General features: G+C 48.5%; 19 protein-coding genes. 12 read left to right on the top strand and 7 right to left on the bottom strand.

What is annotated here, in order from left to right:
- Positions 1–10 precede the first annotated feature (10 nt).
- The 7 genes from BM292_RS07730 to BM292_RS07700 all read left to right on the top strand — a co-directional run bounded on the left by BM292_RS07730 (position 11) and on the right by BM292_RS07700 (position 5,282).
- Positions 11–484, top strand: a complete 474-nt coding sequence (locus BM292_RS07730) for a toxin-antitoxin system HicB family antitoxin (protein ID WP_092857271.1) — start codon at positions 11–13, stop codon at positions 482–484.
- A 53-nt stretch (positions 485–537) separates the two neighbouring features.
- Positions 538–1,119, top strand: a complete 582-nt coding sequence (locus tag BM292_RS07725; protein WP_092857269.1) for an SOS response-associated peptidase — start codon at positions 538–540, stop codon at positions 1,117–1,119.
- A gap of 186 nt (positions 1,120–1,305) precedes the next feature.
- Positions 1,306–2,022, top strand: coding sequence for a GOLPH3/VPS74 family protein (locus BM292_RS07720; protein WP_092857267.1), 717 nt, complete (start codon positions 1,306–1,308; stop codon positions 2,020–2,022).
- 109 nt (positions 2,023–2,131) lie between these two features.
- A complete protein-coding gene (locus tag BM292_RS07715; RefSeq protein WP_092857265.1) occupies positions 2,132–4,021 on the top strand; it encodes a DUF885 domain-containing protein in 1,890 nt (629 codons plus the stop codon).
- Between the two features lie 144 nt (positions 4,022–4,165).
- Entirely contained in the window at positions 4,166–4,615 is a 450-nt protein-coding gene (locus BM292_RS07710) for a YaiI/YqxD family protein (RefSeq protein WP_092857263.1), read from the top strand.
- The gene (locus BM292_RS07705) at positions 4,612–4,857 is read left to right on the top strand and encodes a DUF1653 domain-containing protein (protein ID WP_092857261.1); all 246 of its coding nucleotides are present in this window, start codon (positions 4,612–4,614) and stop codon (positions 4,855–4,857) included. Before BM292_RS07710 ends, BM292_RS07705 begins: the two co-directional genes overlap by 4 nt.
- Positions 4,854–5,282, top strand: coding sequence for a hypothetical protein (locus BM292_RS07700; protein WP_092857259.1), 429 nt, complete (start codon positions 4,854–4,856; stop codon positions 5,280–5,282). The genes BM292_RS07705 and BM292_RS07700 overlap by 4 nt, the downstream gene beginning before the upstream one ends.
- Here the strand turns inward: BM292_RS07700 and BM292_RS07695 are convergent.
- A complete protein-coding gene (locus BM292_RS07695) occupies positions 5,272–5,712 on the bottom strand; it encodes a VOC family protein (RefSeq protein WP_245751883.1) in 441 nt (146 codons plus the stop codon). The genes BM292_RS07700 and BM292_RS07695 overlap by 11 nt on opposite strands.
- Before the next feature lie 151 nt (positions 5,713–5,863).
- Here BM292_RS07695 and BM292_RS07690 point away from each other — a divergent pair, with 151 nt between their 5' ends.
- Positions 5,864–6,367, top strand: coding sequence for a YbjN domain-containing protein (locus tag BM292_RS07690; protein WP_092857257.1), 504 nt, complete (start codon positions 5,864–5,866; stop codon positions 6,365–6,367).
- A 17-nt stretch (positions 6,368–6,384) separates the two neighbouring features.
- Here BM292_RS07690 and BM292_RS07685 read toward each other — a convergent pair whose 3' ends face one another.
- Genes BM292_RS07685 through BM292_RS07670 form a run of 4 tightly spaced genes read right to left on the bottom strand, consistent with a single transcriptional unit; the run spans position 6,385 to position 8,533 of the window.
- Positions 6,385–6,663, bottom strand: a complete 279-nt coding sequence (locus BM292_RS07685) for a peptidylprolyl isomerase (protein ID WP_092857255.1) — start codon at positions 6,661–6,663, stop codon at positions 6,385–6,387.
- Positions 6,664–6,674: 11 nt separating this feature from the next.
- Positions 6,675–7,472: a DODA-type extradiol aromatic ring-opening family dioxygenase gene (locus tag BM292_RS07680; RefSeq protein WP_092857253.1), complete on the bottom strand. Its 798-nt coding sequence runs from the start codon at positions 7,470–7,472 to the stop codon at positions 6,675–6,677.
- Complete coding sequence (locus BM292_RS07675; RefSeq protein WP_092857251.1) at positions 7,469–8,056, bottom strand: mobile mystery protein B; 588 nt, start codon at positions 8,054–8,056, stop codon at positions 7,469–7,471. Before BM292_RS07675 ends, BM292_RS07680 begins: the two co-directional genes overlap by 4 nt.
- Before the next feature lie 12 nt (positions 8,057–8,068).
- Positions 8,069–8,533 (bottom strand): mobile mystery protein A, encoded by a 465-nt coding sequence (locus BM292_RS07670; protein ID WP_092857249.1) that lies wholly within the window; start codon positions 8,531–8,533, stop codon positions 8,069–8,071.
- A gap of 185 nt (positions 8,534–8,718) precedes the next feature.
- Here BM292_RS07670 and BM292_RS07665 point away from each other — a divergent pair, with 185 nt between their 5' ends.
- Positions 8,719–10,659 carry an alpha/beta hydrolase family protein gene (locus BM292_RS07665; RefSeq protein WP_092857247.1) on the top strand — a complete coding sequence of 647 codons (1,941 nt, stop codon included), beginning with the start codon at positions 8,719–8,721 and terminating at the stop codon, positions 10,657–10,659.
- Between the two features lie 52 nt (positions 10,660–10,711).
- Here the strand turns inward: BM292_RS07665 and BM292_RS07660 are convergent, their stop codons facing one another.
- Positions 10,712–11,581 (bottom strand): LysR family transcriptional regulator, encoded by an 870-nt coding sequence (locus tag BM292_RS07660; RefSeq protein WP_092857245.1) that lies wholly within the window; start codon positions 11,579–11,581, stop codon positions 10,712–10,714.
- A 157-nt stretch (positions 11,582–11,738) separates the two neighbouring features.
- On the opposite strand from BM292_RS07660, the gene BM292_RS07655 reads away from it, so the two are divergent.
- The 3 genes from BM292_RS07655 to BM292_RS07645 all read left to right on the top strand — a co-directional run bounded on the left by BM292_RS07655 (position 11,739) and on the right by BM292_RS07645 (position 16,966).
- On the top strand, positions 11,739–13,247 hold the full coding sequence (locus BM292_RS07655; RefSeq protein WP_177203814.1) for an NADH-quinone oxidoreductase subunit L: 1,509 nt from the start codon (positions 11,739–11,741) through the stop codon (positions 13,245–13,247).
- Positions 13,244–15,661: a YbcC family protein gene (locus BM292_RS07650; RefSeq protein ID WP_092857241.1), complete on the top strand. Its 2,418-nt coding sequence runs from the start codon at positions 13,244–13,246 to the stop codon at positions 15,659–15,661. Before BM292_RS07655 ends, BM292_RS07650 begins: the two co-directional genes overlap by 4 nt.
- Positions 15,662–15,769: 108 nt before the next feature.
- The gene (locus BM292_RS07645) at positions 15,770–16,966 is read left to right on the top strand and encodes an alkaline phosphatase family protein (protein ID WP_092857239.1); all 1,197 of its coding nucleotides are present in this window, start codon (positions 15,770–15,772) and stop codon (positions 16,964–16,966) included.
- Here the strand turns inward: BM292_RS07645 and BM292_RS07640 are convergent.
- A complete protein-coding gene (locus BM292_RS07640) occupies positions 16,956–17,759 on the bottom strand; it encodes a GNAT family N-acetyltransferase (protein WP_218151676.1) in 804 nt (267 codons plus the stop codon). The two genes, BM292_RS07645 and BM292_RS07640, sit on opposite strands and share 11 nt — an antisense overlap.
- Positions 17,760–17,767: the final 8 nt, after the last annotated feature.

The raw sequence follows: 17,767 nt of genomic DNA, 5'->3' as shown, positions 1-17,767 counted from the left end.
GGAGACTTGTATGGACGCAACAAAGTACAACATAACAGTACGCAAAGGTGTATTTTCAGGTGAGGAATGCTACGAAGCGCGCGTGCTTGAACTGCCTGACGTTGCTGAATACGGCGATTCATTCGAAGAGGCTTATGCGTTGGCGATTGATACGGTCGAGACAACCGCTGAGATTTTTGCCGAGAAAGGTAAAGTGATGCCTGCTCCTTTTGAGCCAGCAGACGACTTCAGTGGTCGTGTGACGCTAAGAATGCCTAAAACGATGCACCGAGCATACTCTCGTATGGCTGATATTGAAGACGTAAGCCTTAATCAACTGTTGGTGAACTGCCTATCGTTTGCCCTCGGTGCGTTTAACGCGAAGTATCAGGAATATACTGATACTCAGGAGAAAGTTACTCCACTCCGCAAGCAACCACCGAAAGTAATAAGTGTTAAGGCCTTTCCTATCGACAGCCCACAACCTACTGATGAACTTCTGTAACTACCCCTTTGACTCGCAACTGATTTGCTGGATATCTCGCTAAAGGCATCATCATGTGCGGAAGACTAAACGTCGTCAACGACCCACTCTGTCAACTGGTGACCGAGCAACTCGGTTTTAAGTTCCACACGCCGAGCAACACAGATCTTCGGCCCACACAGCAAGTCGCAACGGTCACTACCACCGCCAACCACAATGGGCTTCATCAATTGAACACGCTGTGGGGCATACAGCCGAATTGGGCGAACCGCATTATCATTAATGCGCAAGCTGAAACCGTGGCGACCAAGCCGACCTTTAAAATGGCGTTTAAACAGCATCGATGCGTGGTGCCTTGTAGTGGTTGGTATGAATGGCAACAGCAGGAAGGGCAGTCACGTAAAACCAAATATTTGTTTGCCGAAGCGAATCAACAACCGCTCTACATGGCCGCTATTTATTTCCCGCATCGTGAAGAGCAAGCTCATCTCGTCACGCTAACCACCGCACCGACGGAGCAATGCGCGCTATATCACCATCGCATGCCGCTTCTCATTCGTCCGAGTGAAGTTGGCTTTTGGCTCAACAGCGATGCCGACGCACTCACGCCGTTACTTGAAGCGCCGCAAGATATCCCGCTGGTGATTACATCGTAGACTGGCTTAAATTTGCACAATGAGCCGATTAGATCTGTTATTCGGCTCATTATGTGAGCCGATTAATATGTTATGCGTCTTGAAAAGTTTGCCTTCATACATCTACACAAAAACTTACATACAAAAATTGAGCATTGCCGCTCACCGCCCTATGATGAATGAAACAACTTCAAAAGGAGGTGACACATGCAACACACCAATGAATTACAAGTAAAACTCTACGAAGGCTTAGTGTTACTGTCGTTGCACGACGAGAAAGGCACGTCTGAAGGTTGGTACATTGAATATACTGTGGCTGCGGCGGTATTGGCTGAGTTGTTATTGGCGAAGCGTATTCAGGTAAATGCCGACAACAAAGATAAAATTGAGGTGCTTGATGCCTCGCCAACGGGCGACCAAGTCATGGACGAAGTGCTGCAAAAAATTGCCACGAAGAAACGTCCGGATATCCTCAAAAACTGGGTGATGTCCATCGCCAATATTCCCAAACTGAAACACAAAGTTGCCGAGCAACTGGTTGCCGATGGCATTATTAAAAGCGACGAAAAGAAAGTGCTGTGGATTTTCACCCAGAAAATCTACCCCGAGGTAAATCCAGAGCCAGAGCGTCACTTACGTCACGAGATGCGCCGCTTGGTGCTGGATAAACCGCTAGAAATTGATCCGCGCGTGGCGCTCATGGTAGCGCTCGCTAAAAGTGCGTACTTGCTCAAAGATGTCTTCAGCAAAGAAGAGTTAAAAACCCACAAAAAGCGCATTGAACAAATCGCCAAGGGTGAAGAGCTCGGCGCTCTAACGCAAGACGTGATCGATGCGGTACAAGCCGCAGTAATGGTCGCCGTCATGTTACCGGCGATGCTCGCTGCAACAACCGCATCAACATCAAGCTCGGGCGGTTGTTAACACCTCGCCGCAGAGTTGTAGCGCTTCACCCCAAGCGCTGGCGCGTCAATAGACCGCCCGCCAAGTATGGTGCTAAGCTAAGGGCAATATAACAATAAGGAGACAACCGATGTCTGATTTAAAAATGAAGCACTTAGCTTTAGCTGTGGCGCTGGCGCTGAGTACAGCGGCATGCTCTGACGCGTCAAAGTCTGATGCGGCAAATGAAGCGACAGCTCCTGTCGCTGAAACGCAAGCGGCAACTACCGCAGCGGCCACCGAAGCGGAAATCAAAGCTGAGTCAGAAAAAGCCAACAAATTGTTTGAAGACATTTTCATGGAAAATGTCATGCGTAGCCCAATGTATCAATCGTACTTGGGGATTAAGCAAGACCAAGACAAATGGGACGACATTTCTGAGCAGGCTTCTGCAGAAGAGCTGGCGTTACAAAAAGAGCAGTTGGCAAAAGTAAACGCGATTGACGAAAGTAAGCTAGACGAGCAAACCAAAATCAGTTGGATGCTCATGAAGCAGGGCTTAGAAGAAGATATCGCTGACTACAAATGGCGTCATTACAACTACCCAGTGAATCAAATGTTTGGCATGCACTCGAGTGTCGTGTCGATGCTGATTAACCAGCACCGTATTCAAGAAGTGGATGACGCTGAAGACTATATTGCGCGTTTAAACGGCTTGCCGGCATTGTTTGAGCAGCTAGAAGAAAATCTTCGCTTACGTGCTGAAAAAGGCATTATTGCGCCGAAATTCGTGTATCCGTACGTGATCAGCGACAGCAAAAATATTATTGCTGGCGCACCATTTGAAGATGGCGAGCCAAGCGTATTGCTTGAAGACTTCACTAAGAAAATCGACAACCTCGACATCGAGCAAAGCCAATATGACGGTTTGAAATCAGCGGCAGAAAAAGCCTTAGTGGAATCGGTGAAGCCGGCATATGAAAGCTTGATTGCTACGGTTGAAGATATTGCCGCACAAGCGGATACTAAAGACGGCGCGTGGAAATTTCCAGACGGCGAAGCGTTCTACAACAACGCGCTAAAACGGACCACCACCACTGATCTCACCGCTGAAGAAATTCACGAAATTGGTTTAAGCGAAGTTGAGCGTATTCATAACGAAATGCGCGTGATCATGGAAAAAGTTGGGTTTGAAGGCACGTTGCAGGAATTCTTCGTGCACATGCGTAATAACCAAGACTTTATCTATCCTGATACCGAAGAGGGTCGTCAGCGTTACCTAGAAGAAGCGACTGCATTAATTGACACCATGCGTGAGTTTTTGGATGAGCTGTTTATCACCAAGCCAAAAGCCGACATGATTGTGAAAGCGGTTGAACCGTTCCGTGAGAAATCAGCCGGTAAGGCGTTCTATCAGCAGCCATCAATGGATGGCACGCGTCCGGGTGTTTACTACGCGAACTTGTACGACATGGCCTCTATGCCAACGTATCAAATGGAAGCCTTGGCATACCACGAAGGTATTCCGGGCCACCACATGCAAATTGCCATTCAGCAAGAGCTTGAAGGTATTCCGTCGTTCCGCAAATTTGGTCGTTACACCGCTTACAGTGAAGGCTGGGGCTTGTACACCGAGTTGCTGCCAAAAGAATACGGTTTCTACAAAGACCCGTACTCTGACTTTGGTCGTTTAGCGATGGAGCTATGGCGCGCAGTGCGCTTGGTTGTGGATACCGGTATTCATGCGAAGAAATGGACGCGTGAAGAAAGTATCGATTTCTACGTCAACAATACGCCGAACGCTGAAGCTGATGCGCGCAAAATGGTTGAACGCCACATTGTGATGCCAAGCCAAGCAACAGCCTACAAAATCGGTATGTTGAAGATTCTTGAGCTGCGTGAGAAAGCTAAAAATGAGCTTGGCGAGCAATTCGATATTCGTGAATTCCACGATGTGATTCTCGCCAACGGTCCATTACCGCTCAACATTCTTGAGCAGTTTGTGGATGACTACATTCGCGAGACTAAAAACGCCAGCTAATACTTTTAAAACGGTATTAGTTTCTAGTCTCGCAACCTAAAACAGCCGCTCAGCTGCATCAAGTTTGGTGCAACTGAGCGGCTTTTTATTTTGTTTTAATGCTAATCTATGGGTTATGAAACTCATGAAAATAACGAAAGCTTGATGAAAATATATGTTGATGCTGACGCCTGTCCGTCGGTCATAAAAGACATTCTCTACCGTGCCGCTGAGCGCAAGCAACTGGAACTCATTCTGGTGGCCAACCAGCCGTTGCGTGTACCGCCGTCAAAATGGATAAAAACAAAGCAGGTGGCGTCAGGTTTTGACGTTGCAGACAATTATATTGCCGAAATTTGTGAAGCGGGCGATTTGGTGATCACCGCGGATATTCCGTTGGCCGCCGATGTAATTAAAAAGCATGGGCAGGCGCTGAGTCCGCGCGGCGAGTTATTCACCAAAGAAAATATTGGTAGCCGTTTGAACATGCGTGATTTTATGGATACGCTGCGCAGTAGTGGCGAACATACCGGTGGGCCACCGCCGTTGCATCAACGTGACCGCATGGCGTTTGCCAACGAGCTCGATAAAATTCTGGCGAGGAGTGCACGATGAAAATCACACCAGGTAAATATCAGCATTATAAAGGTCCAATGTATGAAGTCGTCGATACCGTGCGCCATTCTGAAACTGAAGAATGGATGGTATTGTACCGGCCGTTATACGGCGATGAGCAAGGCTTGTGGGTGCGCCCCTATGACATGTTTTTACAGTCGGTAAGCGTCGATGGCCTCGAAGTACCGCGCTTTAAATACCTCGGCGAAGAATGGGGCGACGAGCAGGAGATATCGGAATGAAATACTTCATGATAGGGTTTGTATTGCTGTTAACCGCGTGTGCGTCACCGTCAACAACTCATGTGATTGGACAAACGCGCCCAGCTATTAGCCCTGAACAGGTTCAAGTGTATTTGCAGGACCCCGCAGAATACGAACCAATCGCAATGATTACCGCTACCAGTGATGCTTCATTTAGTCTCAGCAATGAAGCGAAAATGAATGCGGTGATTCAGCGTTTGAAAGAAGCTGCCGCCAAAGTCGGTGCCAATGGTGTTTTATTGCGCCGCACTGGCGAGCGACAAGATGATTCAGTGAATATTGGTACCGGCATCGGGCGTAGTACCGGTAACTTTGGTTTTGGTCTCAGCATCGGGAAATCATTTGGTCTCACTGACAAAACCGCCGAAGCGGTTGCCATTTATGTCCCGCCGGTTAATCCGTAACCGGCATCATCTCTTGCCATAACTGAATGGGGTTGCCTTCAGGGTCTGCAAGGCGAGCGAAGCGACCATTCGGATAAACTTCAGGATCAACCTCTACTTCGATACCGGCCTCGCGCAACTGCGAAACCATGGCATCTAAATCCGCCACGCGAAAATTAAACATAAATTGCTGGTCATCGGCACCGAAATACTTTGTTTTTGCGTTGAACACACCGAATACAGTGCTACCGCCAGCTTGCACCCAAGGCATTTCTTCATAAGTTGTTGGTGTTTGTTTTACGCCCAGATGTTCTTCATACCAAAGCGCCAGAGCTTTTGGATTCTCAGCTTTGAAAAACACACCGCCGAAACCAAGTACTTTTTGACGTTCACTCGCAACTGCACCAAAAACCATAAGGCAAACGAAGAAAACCGCTAATTTATTTTTCATTTTCATTCTTTTTATTTAGTTGAATAGATATCTCTGTATAGCATCGATTATCTTTGAGCTCTAGCTGAAGCAAACGTGAAAGTTTTAAAACGTAGTTAATTGTGGTTTCATGAAGTAACTACAAACGAAACAAGGATGACAGTTCGTGACGATGACAATTGGTGAATTAATACAAGATCTTGAGCGTTATGGTATCGCATTTCAAGTGCCGCCCGATACTGACGACCGCGTGCTTGTTGGTGTTGCTACGCAAAACTATTTTGATGATGAAGGTAATTTCGGGATAGCAGTTCAAGTGTGTTTAGCCGAAGAGGGGCGTATTGCTTATTTTGTCCAAGCCCCGTTTTTTGTCGAGCAGTTATATTTTAATGAAGCGGGCGAGTATCGACCGATTTTTCAAACACAGCTTCTTGAAATTGCCAACCTCGTCAACAACAAAGTGAAGTTCAGCAGTTTCTCAGTCGACAATGAGGGCGAAGTGTTATTTGTGTATGCTTTGCCACTTGAAGAAGATAACCAAAAGCTCGGTGCGAAAACGGTCGCGCGCGTTTGTGAAGCGATTGCGGACGCCGCCGATGAATTCTATCGTTTAGTGAAAGAATATGTTGAAGATGATCTCGATGATATTGAGGAACTTTTGGCGAAATTCGACTGATTTTCGCCAAAAATAGCTTAATTTCGCGACAAAGTTTTTATTAAGTGCCAGCCGAATTTGGTTTTTACCGGCCCGTGAACTTCGAGCGTCGGCTTGCCGAATACCACTTTATCGAAAGCCGGCACCATTTGACCGCGGCCAAACTCACCAAGATCGCCGCCTTTTTTGCCCGATGGGCAAAGTGAGTGCTGACGCGCTAGGTCACCAAACTTCTTGCCAGCCGCCAGCTGTTTCTTTAATTCTTCCGCTTCTTCGCGGGTTTTTACCAATATGTGCAAAGCGTGTGCGCGCGCCATGATTCCCTACCTTAATTCATTTGCCAATAGAACATACGTGATTCTTTATTCAATGCATATACCGTGGTGGCCCGATCACATGCGCGACCTGCTGCGCCATAACAGACGTGCAACGGTAGTAAGTGCTCTTCACGCGGATGGCAAAACCGTGCATGCGGTGCTTCTTGCCAATTTGCGAGCATGTGTTGCCGCTGCTTCTCGTCCATTTCTGGGTCACTACAAACAAGTTCAAGCCATGCTTGAAACGCCGCATTTTGGCTATCTGCTTCAGCATGATTCGGTGCGAAGAATGCGCGCATATTATGAAACGAGAAGCCAGAGCCAAGAATCAATAGGTTGTCGTAGTCGAGTGCCTGTAACGCTTGCCCAAGTTTAATATGTGTGTCGGCGTTTAAATGATTCATTAATGACAACTGCACGCATGGAATGTCGGCGTCTGGATACATGAGTTTCAACGGCACAAACAAACCATGATCAAAGCCACGCTGCGCATCACCTTGTGCCTCAATTCCGGCCGCAGTAATTGCTCCCAATACTTGCTCGGCTAACGCTGGTTCACCGGGAGCGGGGTATTCTATCGTGTAGGATTCTGGAGGAAAACCGTAGTAATCGTAAATGAGTTCCGGCTTCGTAGCGGTTGTCACGTGCGGTATGTCAGTTTCCCAATGGGCACTGATGACTAAAATGGCCTTCGGTTTCGGCATTTTTGCGGCAGCTTCGCGTAGCTTCGTCACCATATCGTCGTGACTTTTGTCACCCAGCAACGGCATCGGTCCGCCGCCGTGCGCAATGTATAGGATGTGTTTCATTCACCGCTTCCCATGAAAGTTAAAAGTGATCGGTAATCGGCTCTATCTGCTAGTCGAAGAGCTTTAATATATTCTGAACGACGTTCGTTCATTTTAGTCAACGAGTGTCCACCACTCCAGTCAATTGGTGCATGCTTTAATTTGTATTTTAATAATGCATCTGTGAGGATTCGAGCATGTCGACCATTGCCATTAGCGAATAAATGTATTGCCACTAATCGATGGTGAAATCGTGCTGCAATTTCAAGTGGATCAAAGGTTTCATGCTCAATCCAATATTCCGTGTCATCTATTAATAATCTTAGATTTACAGAAATAGTGATTGGGTCTACTCCTATATTTTTTTCGGAAGTACGAAATACCCCCGCCCATCCCCAAATTTGACCAAATAACGCTTTATGAAGTTGCAGAATAAACTCGATGGTGAGAACATCAGGAGACCGTTGTTTACTCAGCCAATTTAAACCTTCCATGATATTTGCTTGCTCAAGCTGATCGAGTTCTCCCCTTGTCGTGACGTGTTTAAACTTAAGTCCATTTAACTCATCAGGATCAAGCGGAGTTGCTCCATCAGGATAATCCATTCGTTTTATTCCTTAATCGCGCCAAAAGGTTGGTGGCATGCGTTGAATAAGATCGTTCGCAATTCGTTCAATCTCGAATTTAGTTTGCTCATTATTCAGCGATTGAGCCTCTAGCGCCATATGAATAGCAGCAGCTTCGACTTGTTGTTTTGCTTTTTCTAAAGCTTGCTGTCGAATAATGCTGTCGACAGAATCATTAGGAATAACGGCGTATACAAATTTACAGTTCATTGCCTCAGCCATATTCTGAATTGTTTTGAGAGTTAAACTTCCACTTAATTCATCTTTTTCAGCTTTTGGAATCCGAGCTTTCGTAACACCAAGCCGGCTGGCTAAAGCTGCCCCCGACATCCGCAAAGCTTTGCGTACAGTCTTTAACCATCCTTCCGGAGGAATTTCTGGAAAGTCGGCAAGCGTCTTAGCTGATTGATTGATTTTGTCTCTGTACTGTTGAGAAACGATAGTTTTGATACTCATTGAATACCTATATGTAGTTATTTATCTTATTAAAGTATATCCAAATGTATTCATAAATCAACAAAGAGGTTGCTTATATGTGTTCATGAATAATCTTGGTTGTGATTTCTTGTTGAATGTTAATTGTGAACTAAACTTCTAGGGCTTTGAGAGTAGTCTTCTACAACGAACGATAGGATAGAGTTATGCGATTGAGGTCCATGCTTTCGATTATAGCCGCGAGTGTGTTGCTGGTTGCTTGCAGTAAGCCGGAGCCTGAGTCGGCTGCGCCTGCTTCCGACGCCGAAGCCACACAACAAGTGGCGGCAACGCCGGCGGTGCCAACCTATAGCGCTGAGACATTTTTTAACACCGAGACCATCTTTGGTTCGTCGATTAACCACGATGGCACGGCGGTGCTGGTGACCAGCGATAAAAGCGGCATCTTTAATGTATACAGTTACCCGTTAGATGGTAGCGAACCAACGCAACTAACGAACTCCACCACCGATGCCATGATGGGCGTAAGCTGGTTTCCGCAAGACGGGCGTATGCTGTATACCGCGGACCAAGGCGGTAATGAGCTCAACCATGTGTATGTGCGTTTAGAAGATGGCAGCACACAAGATTTAACGCCGGGCGAGAATTTAAAAGCCATGTTAGGTGGCTGGCACGAAGACGACATGCATTTTTATGTGATGACCAACGAGCGAGATAATCGTTACTTCGATGTGTATCAATACAGCGCCGAAGATTACAGCCGTGAAATGGTATTTGAAAATAATACGGGCTTTAATGTCGACGCGATTAGCCCCAACGGGCGCTATTTGGCGTTGAGCCGAACCAATTCGAACGCCGATTCGGATTTATTCTTGGTGGATTTGGCGGCTGACAAGGTTGAGCCGAAGCTGATTACCCCAACAGATGGCAATATTCAGCATAATGCCTACACATTCACGCACGATAGCAACCAACTTATTTATGGCACTGACGGTCACGGCGAGTTTTATCAAGCGTGGGCGTACGATATCGCCTCTGAGGAGCACAGCGAGCACTTCGCCGCCGATTGGGATGTATCGTTCCTGTATTTCTCCGATTCTGGCAAGTATCAAGTGGTTGGTGTGAATGCGGATGCGCGCACTGAACTTAGTATTATCGATACGGCGACGGGTGAAGAAGTCATGTTGCCGGAACACCCACCGGGTGATTTACGCGGTGTAAATTTTTCTGACGACGAACAAACATTAGTATTCTATGTGAATTCTGATGTGTCGCCATCCAATCTGATGTTCTGGCAGGTCGGTAGCGAGAATGTGGTTCAGTTGACCAATACGCTGGCTGAAGGCATGCAACCTGAGCATCTTGTGCAAAGCACGGTAGAGCGCTTTGAAAGCTTTGACGAGCTAACGGTTCCAGGATTGCTGTATAAGCCACACCAAGCCAGTGCTGAGAACCGAGTACCAGCGGTTATCTTTATTCATGGTGGTCCTGGTGGTCAGACGCGCCAAGGTTATAGCGCAATGGTGCAACACCTTGTAAACCATGGATACGCGATGTTTGGGGTGAATAACCGTGGTTCTTCTGGTTACGGTAAAACCTTCTTCCATCTCGATGACCAGCGCCATGGTGAAGACGACTTGCAAGATATTGTTTACGCCAAGAAATACTTGCAGACTCTTGATTGGGTGGACCCGCAACGTATCGCCGTTATGGGCGGCAGTTACGGTGGTTATTTAACGATGGCGGCACTGGCGTTCACCAATGAATTTGATGCGGGTATTAACATTTTCGGTGTCACCAACTGGGTGCGTACACTTGAAAGTATCCCACCATGGTGGGAAAGCTTCCGTCAGTCGTTATATGACGAGCTGGGTGACCCAGCGGTTGATGGTGAGCGTCTGCGCCGTATTTCACCGTTGTTCCATGCCGATAACATTAAAGTACCCGTATTAGTGGTGCAGGGTGCCAACGACCCGCGCGTACTTCAGGTGGAAAGCGATGAAATGGTGGCAGCGATTCGTGCCAACAAAGTACCCGTGGAGTATGTTTTATTCGATGACGAAGGCCACGGATTTAGCGTGAAAGCAAACCGTATTGAGGCGCAGGAAGCTTATTTGAACTTCCTAAATACCTATTTGGTTGAGTAGTAAGGTGTTCATGATGCCGCGCCTGCTAAGCGTTTAGTTGGCGCGGTATTTTTTAATTTAAGAGCGTATTGATCAAAGTCGATTCAAATTCGCGTTTGGCGGTGATGGCATAGAACTTCTCGACTACACCCTCCAGCGTGCAGTATTTTTTCAAAACTCCGGCTCGAAGCTCGTCCTGCACGACAACCTCGGGAACCACGGTCACGCCTTGAATACTTCGCGACATAACCCGCAACATCGCCATGTCGTCAACTTCGGCATAGGGTGTAATTTGTAGATTGTTCTCTTCACAATACATGTCGAATTGGGTGCGAATATCACTACTCACGCCCGGTACTAACACCGGCACTTTGTCTAAATCTCGCGGGAATTCTTTACCCTTTAATGCGTCCGTGTTGGGTCCAATCAGGCTGACGCTCTGTTGGGCAACGCACTGACAGCGAATTGGCAGATGGAAATCAGAGGCGACCGCGCGGTTAGAGAGAATTAAATCGAGCTTATGCATGCTGAGTTGTTCAAGCAACTGCTCAAGGCTCGCTGAAAGTAACGTCAGTTGAATATTCGGGTTACCCAAAATAGGGCGCAAAAAGTTTTCTTGGAAATTACGAGAAAGCGTTGCCACGGCGCCTACCCGAAATGTTTGGACGACATGCGTGTCACCGCGCTCGACCATCGACATCATTTCTTGGCTCAAATTGAAAATCCGCTCGGCATAGTTGAGCACCACATGTCCGAATTCAGTAAGTTTAAGGCTGCGGCCTTCACGCACAAATAGATCTTGGCCAAGGCGCTCTTCCAATTGCTTAATTTGCGAGGAGAGGGCCGATTGCGATACATGCAACTGCTGTGCGGCGCGAGTTAAGTGGCCTTCTTTGGCGACCGTCCAAAAATAAAAAAGGTGATGAAAGTTCAATTCACGCATGGTCGGAGCACCTCAGTGGCCGTTGATTGGTACATTGAATAGTACTACGTTCTATAAAACAGAACGATTATATATTTTATATCTATTTTACTGAAGGTATGCTTTTTGGCAACATGCGCACTACCCTAACACTAGTTACGTCATATGGATGCTCCACATGCTTGAAACTTGGCCTTTTGCAGCAGTTTGGTTGATTGGGTGGCTGACCAGTTTGGTCGCGCCGCCAAAAATGCTATGGCAAGTTGCCAAGCTCACCTCGCTGAGCGCATTGTTGTGCGCGTTGATGTTGGTCTTGTTTTCAACGTTTAGTGCGGCGCCGGCTGATCGGGTCGGGCTGGTCGTGATTGTTCTTGTTGCCATTTTAGGTTGGGTGGTGACACGCTTTGCCAAGCACTATTTGCAGGGTGAACCCAACCAAATCATGTTCATACAGTTTACTTTATTTATCCTCGCCAATGTTGGTTTGATTGTGGTAAGTGACCACTTACTACTGATGTTGCTCGGTTGGTCTTTGACTAGCGTAGGGCTACATAAGCTGTTGTTGTTCTATCATCAGCGCCGCGCCGCGCAAATTGTTTCGCACAAAAAATTCATTATCAGCCGCCTTGCTGATGTACTGCTATTGATGGCGGTAGCGTTAACTTATATCGATGTGGGCTCGCTGAATCTTGCGGATATTAACGCCCATGCGGCGGGACAATCTGAGCTTTCTGTGTGGCTTGAGCTCACCATGGTGCTGGTTGCCTTGGCGGCGATTTTAAAAACCGCGCAACTACCACTACATGGCTGGCTGATTCAAGTGATGGAGGCACCCACGCCTATTTCTGCGTTATTGCATGCTGGCGTTGTGAATCTTTCCGGTTTTGTTTTATTGCGTATGGCGCCGTTGTTGGCGTTAAGCGATATCGCTGAGGCGCTATTAGTGGTGGTGGGGAGCTTATCAGCGGCGTTAGCGGCCATGGTGATGCTCACGCGTATCAGTATCAAAGTACGCTTGGCTTGGTCGACCTGCGCGCAAATGGGCTTCATGCTGATGGAAATCGGCCTCGGTTTATACGAGCTGGCGCTACTGCATTTAGTTGCCCACTCGCTCTACAAAGCCTATGCGTTTTTAAGTGCTGGCGAAGCAGTCGAGCAAGCGCGCCTGCAACGGTTACTGGAGCCGACTTATAGTGTCACGCGTAAACACCTTTATGTATTAAGTCCGTTGGTCAGCGCTGCGGTGATTGGCTTGTCGTTGGTGGTTTGGCAATGGGTGCTGCCAGAATTTCATGTGAGCTGGGTCGCCCTGATCATTCTAACCATCGGTTTTGCGCCGCTGTTATGGCCACAACGTGATATGAGCGGGGCATTGTTTCGCCTCGGCTTGGTTCGCGTGTTGTTGCTCACTCAACTCTATTTCATTTGGCATTTACTGTTTGCCGCCGCCGTGCCAGGCCATGGCGATCCGCATCTTGCGTTGGTGATTTGGGTGGCGTTGGTGTTTGTCGCGCTGTTTGGACTTCAGTTGCTGGTGCAACTGTATCCGCAACACAAGTGGTCGCGCCGCTTGTATCCGTGGGCCTACAATGGCTTTTACCTCGACGAACGTTTCACCTTAATCACGTTTAAAATTTGGCCGCTACCGCCGGCGCAGACAGATGCTTCGAAGGAGATTATTTCATGAGTCAGGCGCAGCAAGATTTACGCACTCAAGTTGAAGCTGCTGTCGCGGCTGCGTGCGCACATATTGCGCCGGCTTGGCCATTAGATCAGATGATTGCAGTGAATCCTTATTGGGGGCGCTCGCATCAGTCGTTTTCGAAGGCGGCGAAATTACTCGAGCTGACTGCGGCATCACCACTGTCGATGCGCAATGACTATTATGCGCAATTATGGCAAGACGGCGTGATTCAAGAATCGCATTTGCAGCAGGCGATGGATGAACTCGCGTCAGAACATTCGATGACGCATTTGGTGAGTTTTGTAGGCGGTAAAAATTACAAGCCGTTGGCTTTACCTTTATTGAGTGATTGTTACGACAAAACGCGTGATTTGAACCACGAGCCGGGTTGGCACGAAACGGTTACGTTTCAGGTATCGCAGTTTTGTGCGGCCTATTTTGATGAATATCAGGCGGCGTGGCATCCGCACAAAGACGCACCGCTGTACGCGAGTTGGCTAAACGAAGTGCGTCATGATCGGAGCGTGCGTGTACTGATGCACAGCGATGATTTGATTGCGCGCGCCGATGCCATGCGTAGCGACCCTATTGAGCAATTGACGCAGGTATTGCAGTCACTGGATATTCCGCCCGAGCAATGGGATTTGTGGCTGGAAACGGTGCTGATGCGTGTGAGTGGCTGGGCTTCGGCCTGTGCGTATCGCGCGTGGCAAGCAAATCTGCGTGGTGAGTCGGATACAACATTGATGGAGCTATTAGCGATTCGAGCGAGCTGGGAATGGCTGGTGGATAGCGGCGGTCGCGAAGATGACAGTGTGTGGAAGCGCTGGCGCGCGCTGTGGGATAAAATTGGCGACTATGATTCGTTGTCGCGCAGCAAACTTTTAGTCTGGCAACGGGCCCATGAATTCGCCTATCAAGAACAGCTGGCGCAGGTATTGATGCAGAAGCCTGCGGCGGTTTCAGAAGCACCTGAAGTGCAAGCGTATTTTTGTATTGATGTACGATCAGAGGTATTGCGTCGCCATTTTGAGGCGCAGTCCGATGGTGTGCGCACCGGTGGTTTTGCCGGATTTTTCGGCTTGCCAATTGACTATACGCCGCTTGGCACACAAAGCACCCGCGCACAGTTGCCTGGTTTGTTGGCGCCCAGTTTAAATGTCACCGATAGCAGCGGTGATGCGACACAAGATAAAACGTTAGCGCAAATTCGCCGCGTGAAACTGCAAGAAAAAGCAAGTTTATGGCCATTTAGTAACGTCCCGGCATCATCGTTCAGCTTAGTTGAAACGCTGGGCATGAGTTATTTAGGTAAATTGCTGAAAGCCAGCTTTTTTAAAGCAGACAGCAGCGGTTTAGATAAGCTAGGTTTGTCGGAGCAGGCGTGTTGCTCGGTGCGGCCGACACTGAGTGTTGATGCCGAAGTGCTGTCGGAGCGCGTTGCACTTGCTGCTGGGGTGTTAACCGGTATGGGTTTAACCAAAGATTTCGCACCGTTGGTGTTGTTGGTTGGGCATGGCAGTACCAGCCAGAATAATCCGCAGCGGGCGGGGCTTGATTGCGGTGCATGTTGCGGTCAAAGCGGCGAAGTTAACGCGCGTGCGCTGGCGCAATTGCTAAATCATAAAGATATTCGCCGCGGCTTAGCAGAGCGCGGCATTGAGATTCCGAAAACCACGTACTTCATTGCGGCACTGCACAACACAACCACCGAAGATGTCACGTTGTATGATGCTGATTCGGTTCCTGCCAGCTGGCAATCGCAGTTAGCGAAAATCGAGTTGTATTTGGCGCGTGCAAGTGATGCGGCGCGTTTAGAGCGCGCGCCAAGTTTAGGGTTGGAGCTTGTTGAGGCGAGCCTTGAGAAACGCCGTGCAGCATTTGTGCGCCGCGCTTATGACTGGTCGCAAACACGCCCAGAGTGGGGCTTAACCAATAATGCGGCGTTTGTGATAGCACCACGTGAACGTACCCGCGGGCTGTGTTTAGAAGGGCGTAGCTTCCTGCATGACTACCAACCTGAGCGCGACAATGATGGTGCTGTTTTGACACAAATTATGACGGCGCCAATGATTGTGACCAATTGGATTAACCTGCAGTATTTCGGCTCAACCGTTGATAACCTGCGCTTCGGTAGCGGTAATAAAACCCTGCACAACGTAGTGGGCGGCCGCTTGGGTGTATTCGAAGGTAACGGTGGTGATCTTCGTATTGGCTTGGCTTGGCAGTCGATTCACGATGGCCAGCAATATCGTCATGACCCTTTGCGTCTCAACGTCTACATCGATGCGCCGATGGAACGTATCGCCGCGATTGTCGCGGAACACGAGATACTCCAGCAACTTATCGGTAACGACTGGCTCTATATATTCCAACTTCCCGAGCCTGGCGCTCCACCGCAGCGTTTTAAGCTTTAAGAGGGGTGCAGTCCAAGGACTGCACCCCACCTCCTACACACCAATGTCATAAAGCTGTGGTAAACTCGCAGCATTGATATTTAGGCAATAATTAGGCGAGAAACATAGATGAAACAGCTAGTTGGGGTGTTGTTGGCGTTGGCTTGTCTGCAGGTGCAGGCAGCAGAAGAACAGACGGTGGTGCTGATCTCAATTGATGGGTTTCGGCATGATTATATTGAGCTTCATGGCGCGCCGAACATTGCCAAAATTGCGGAGCAAGGCGTTCGCAGTGACGGCTTGATGCCGGTTTATCCATCCAAAACATTCCCGAATCACCTCTCGATTGTCACAGGGCAATATCCATCCAAGCACGGCATTGTCGACAACAATTTTTATGACACCGAACGCCAGCAGCGCTACAAAATGGGCGATGGCGTCAAAGACAGTACTTGGCTCACCACATTGCCCATTTGGAACCTGGCTGAGTTTCAGGGCGTGAAAGCCGCGACGTTTTTTTGGCCGGAGTCAGAGGCGCGTATTAATGGTCGTACGCCAAGTTACTACTTCAACTACAGCACGCCAGCTCCGAATCGGCAGCGCATAAACCAAATGGTCGAGTGGCTGAAGCTTCCTGAAGCCGCTCGCCCGCGCCTGATTACCGGCTACTTCTCCATCGTTGACACGATGGGACACCGTTTCGGCCCCGAATCACATCAGGTGGCAAAAGCAGTAAAACATGTGGATGAGCTTATCGGTGAGTTGTGGCAACGTATTCATGATGAAACCGATGTACCGGTTAATTTGATATTGGTGTCGGACCACGGCATGTCGCAAATTACCGCGCAGGACATGATTGATGTGAATGCTCTCAATATCAATGAAGACATGTTTGAAGTGGTCAATGCGCAGACGCGTTTAATGATTTATCCAAAAGAAGAGACGACTGAGCAACAGACACAAGAGCTCAAACAACGACTGATGCAACAGGCCGCTCAGTTTGTTGTTGAATCAGAGCAGCAACTGGCGCAGCTTGGCGTCACCGATGGCCCGCGTAAACCGGCGATTGTGCTCGGCACCCAAGCCCCGGCAACTTTCACAACACGGCCACAAGACCAGCGCAAAGATGGCGGTACCCACGGCTTCCACTCCAGCCGTGACATGGATGGTTTATTCGTTGCCACTGGCCCAGCGATTAAACAGGGCGGAGAATTAAAGCGCTTCAGCAATATTCATATTTATCCGTTTATGGCGAAGCTACTGGGCCTTGAACTCATGACAGAAATTGATGGTGATGCTGCTGTGCTAGCACCAATTATTCGCTAGTACGCTCTACCAACGATTTCATCATAATAATATCCCGTTGCGGGTCATTCCCCAGCGGGAACACATGCGAGCCAACCTCAACAAATCCCTTTTTCTTATAAAAAGCGATGGCGCGCGGGTTATGCTCCCAAACGCCAAGCCAGATTACGTCGTTACCTTTACGCTGCATGGCTGTTATAGCCGCTTGCATCAAATCTTGTGCCACGCCCTTGCCGTGCCAATTTTTATCCACATACAAGCGTTGTAGCTCGCCCGCTGACTTTGCCTCAACACAATCGGGTGTGTGACCCCAGCGTAGTTGAACAAAACCAATCAGGTGCCACTCATGGGTCGCGAGTAAGGTTAACCGGTTGGGATCTTTAATTTCAACCAGCTGTAGCGCTTCACTGTAGGTGGCGTCGCAGTGCAAGCGCATATTTTCTTCACTGTTATCGGCAGCAAAAGTATCGATAAAAGTCTGCCGCGCTAGGTCCGATAGGCGCGCGGCATCTTCTTCAGTTGCAGTACGAATATGTGCCACCGACACGCCTCGACTCGCTTGACCATCTGCTGAACGGGTAAAATTAGGATTGGTTTTCTCTTCGTGTTCCATCAATAGCAATGTAAGGTAAATTTTTGTTGGTAATGACAGCACTACGCCAAAAGCACTGAGCGCAGCACCTAAGATAAATCCTTGATGGCCGATGTCGTCACTGGCAAACGTTACGGCAAGCACAATGTGTCCACAAACGAGAAGAGTGAGGCCCAATATGATGGCACTTCTGAGCAATTTAACTTGGGTTGTTTGGTTCATGATGCATC

Origin of the sequence: Pseudidiomarina tainanensis, assembly GCF_900115255.1 — a bacterium.
Taxonomy (GTDB): Bacteria; Pseudomonadota; Gammaproteobacteria; order Enterobacterales; family Alteromonadaceae; genus Pseudidiomarina; species Pseudidiomarina tainanensis.
Note: the sequence above shows the minus strand (reverse complement) of the source record. Positions and strands in the feature narration are given on the sequence as shown.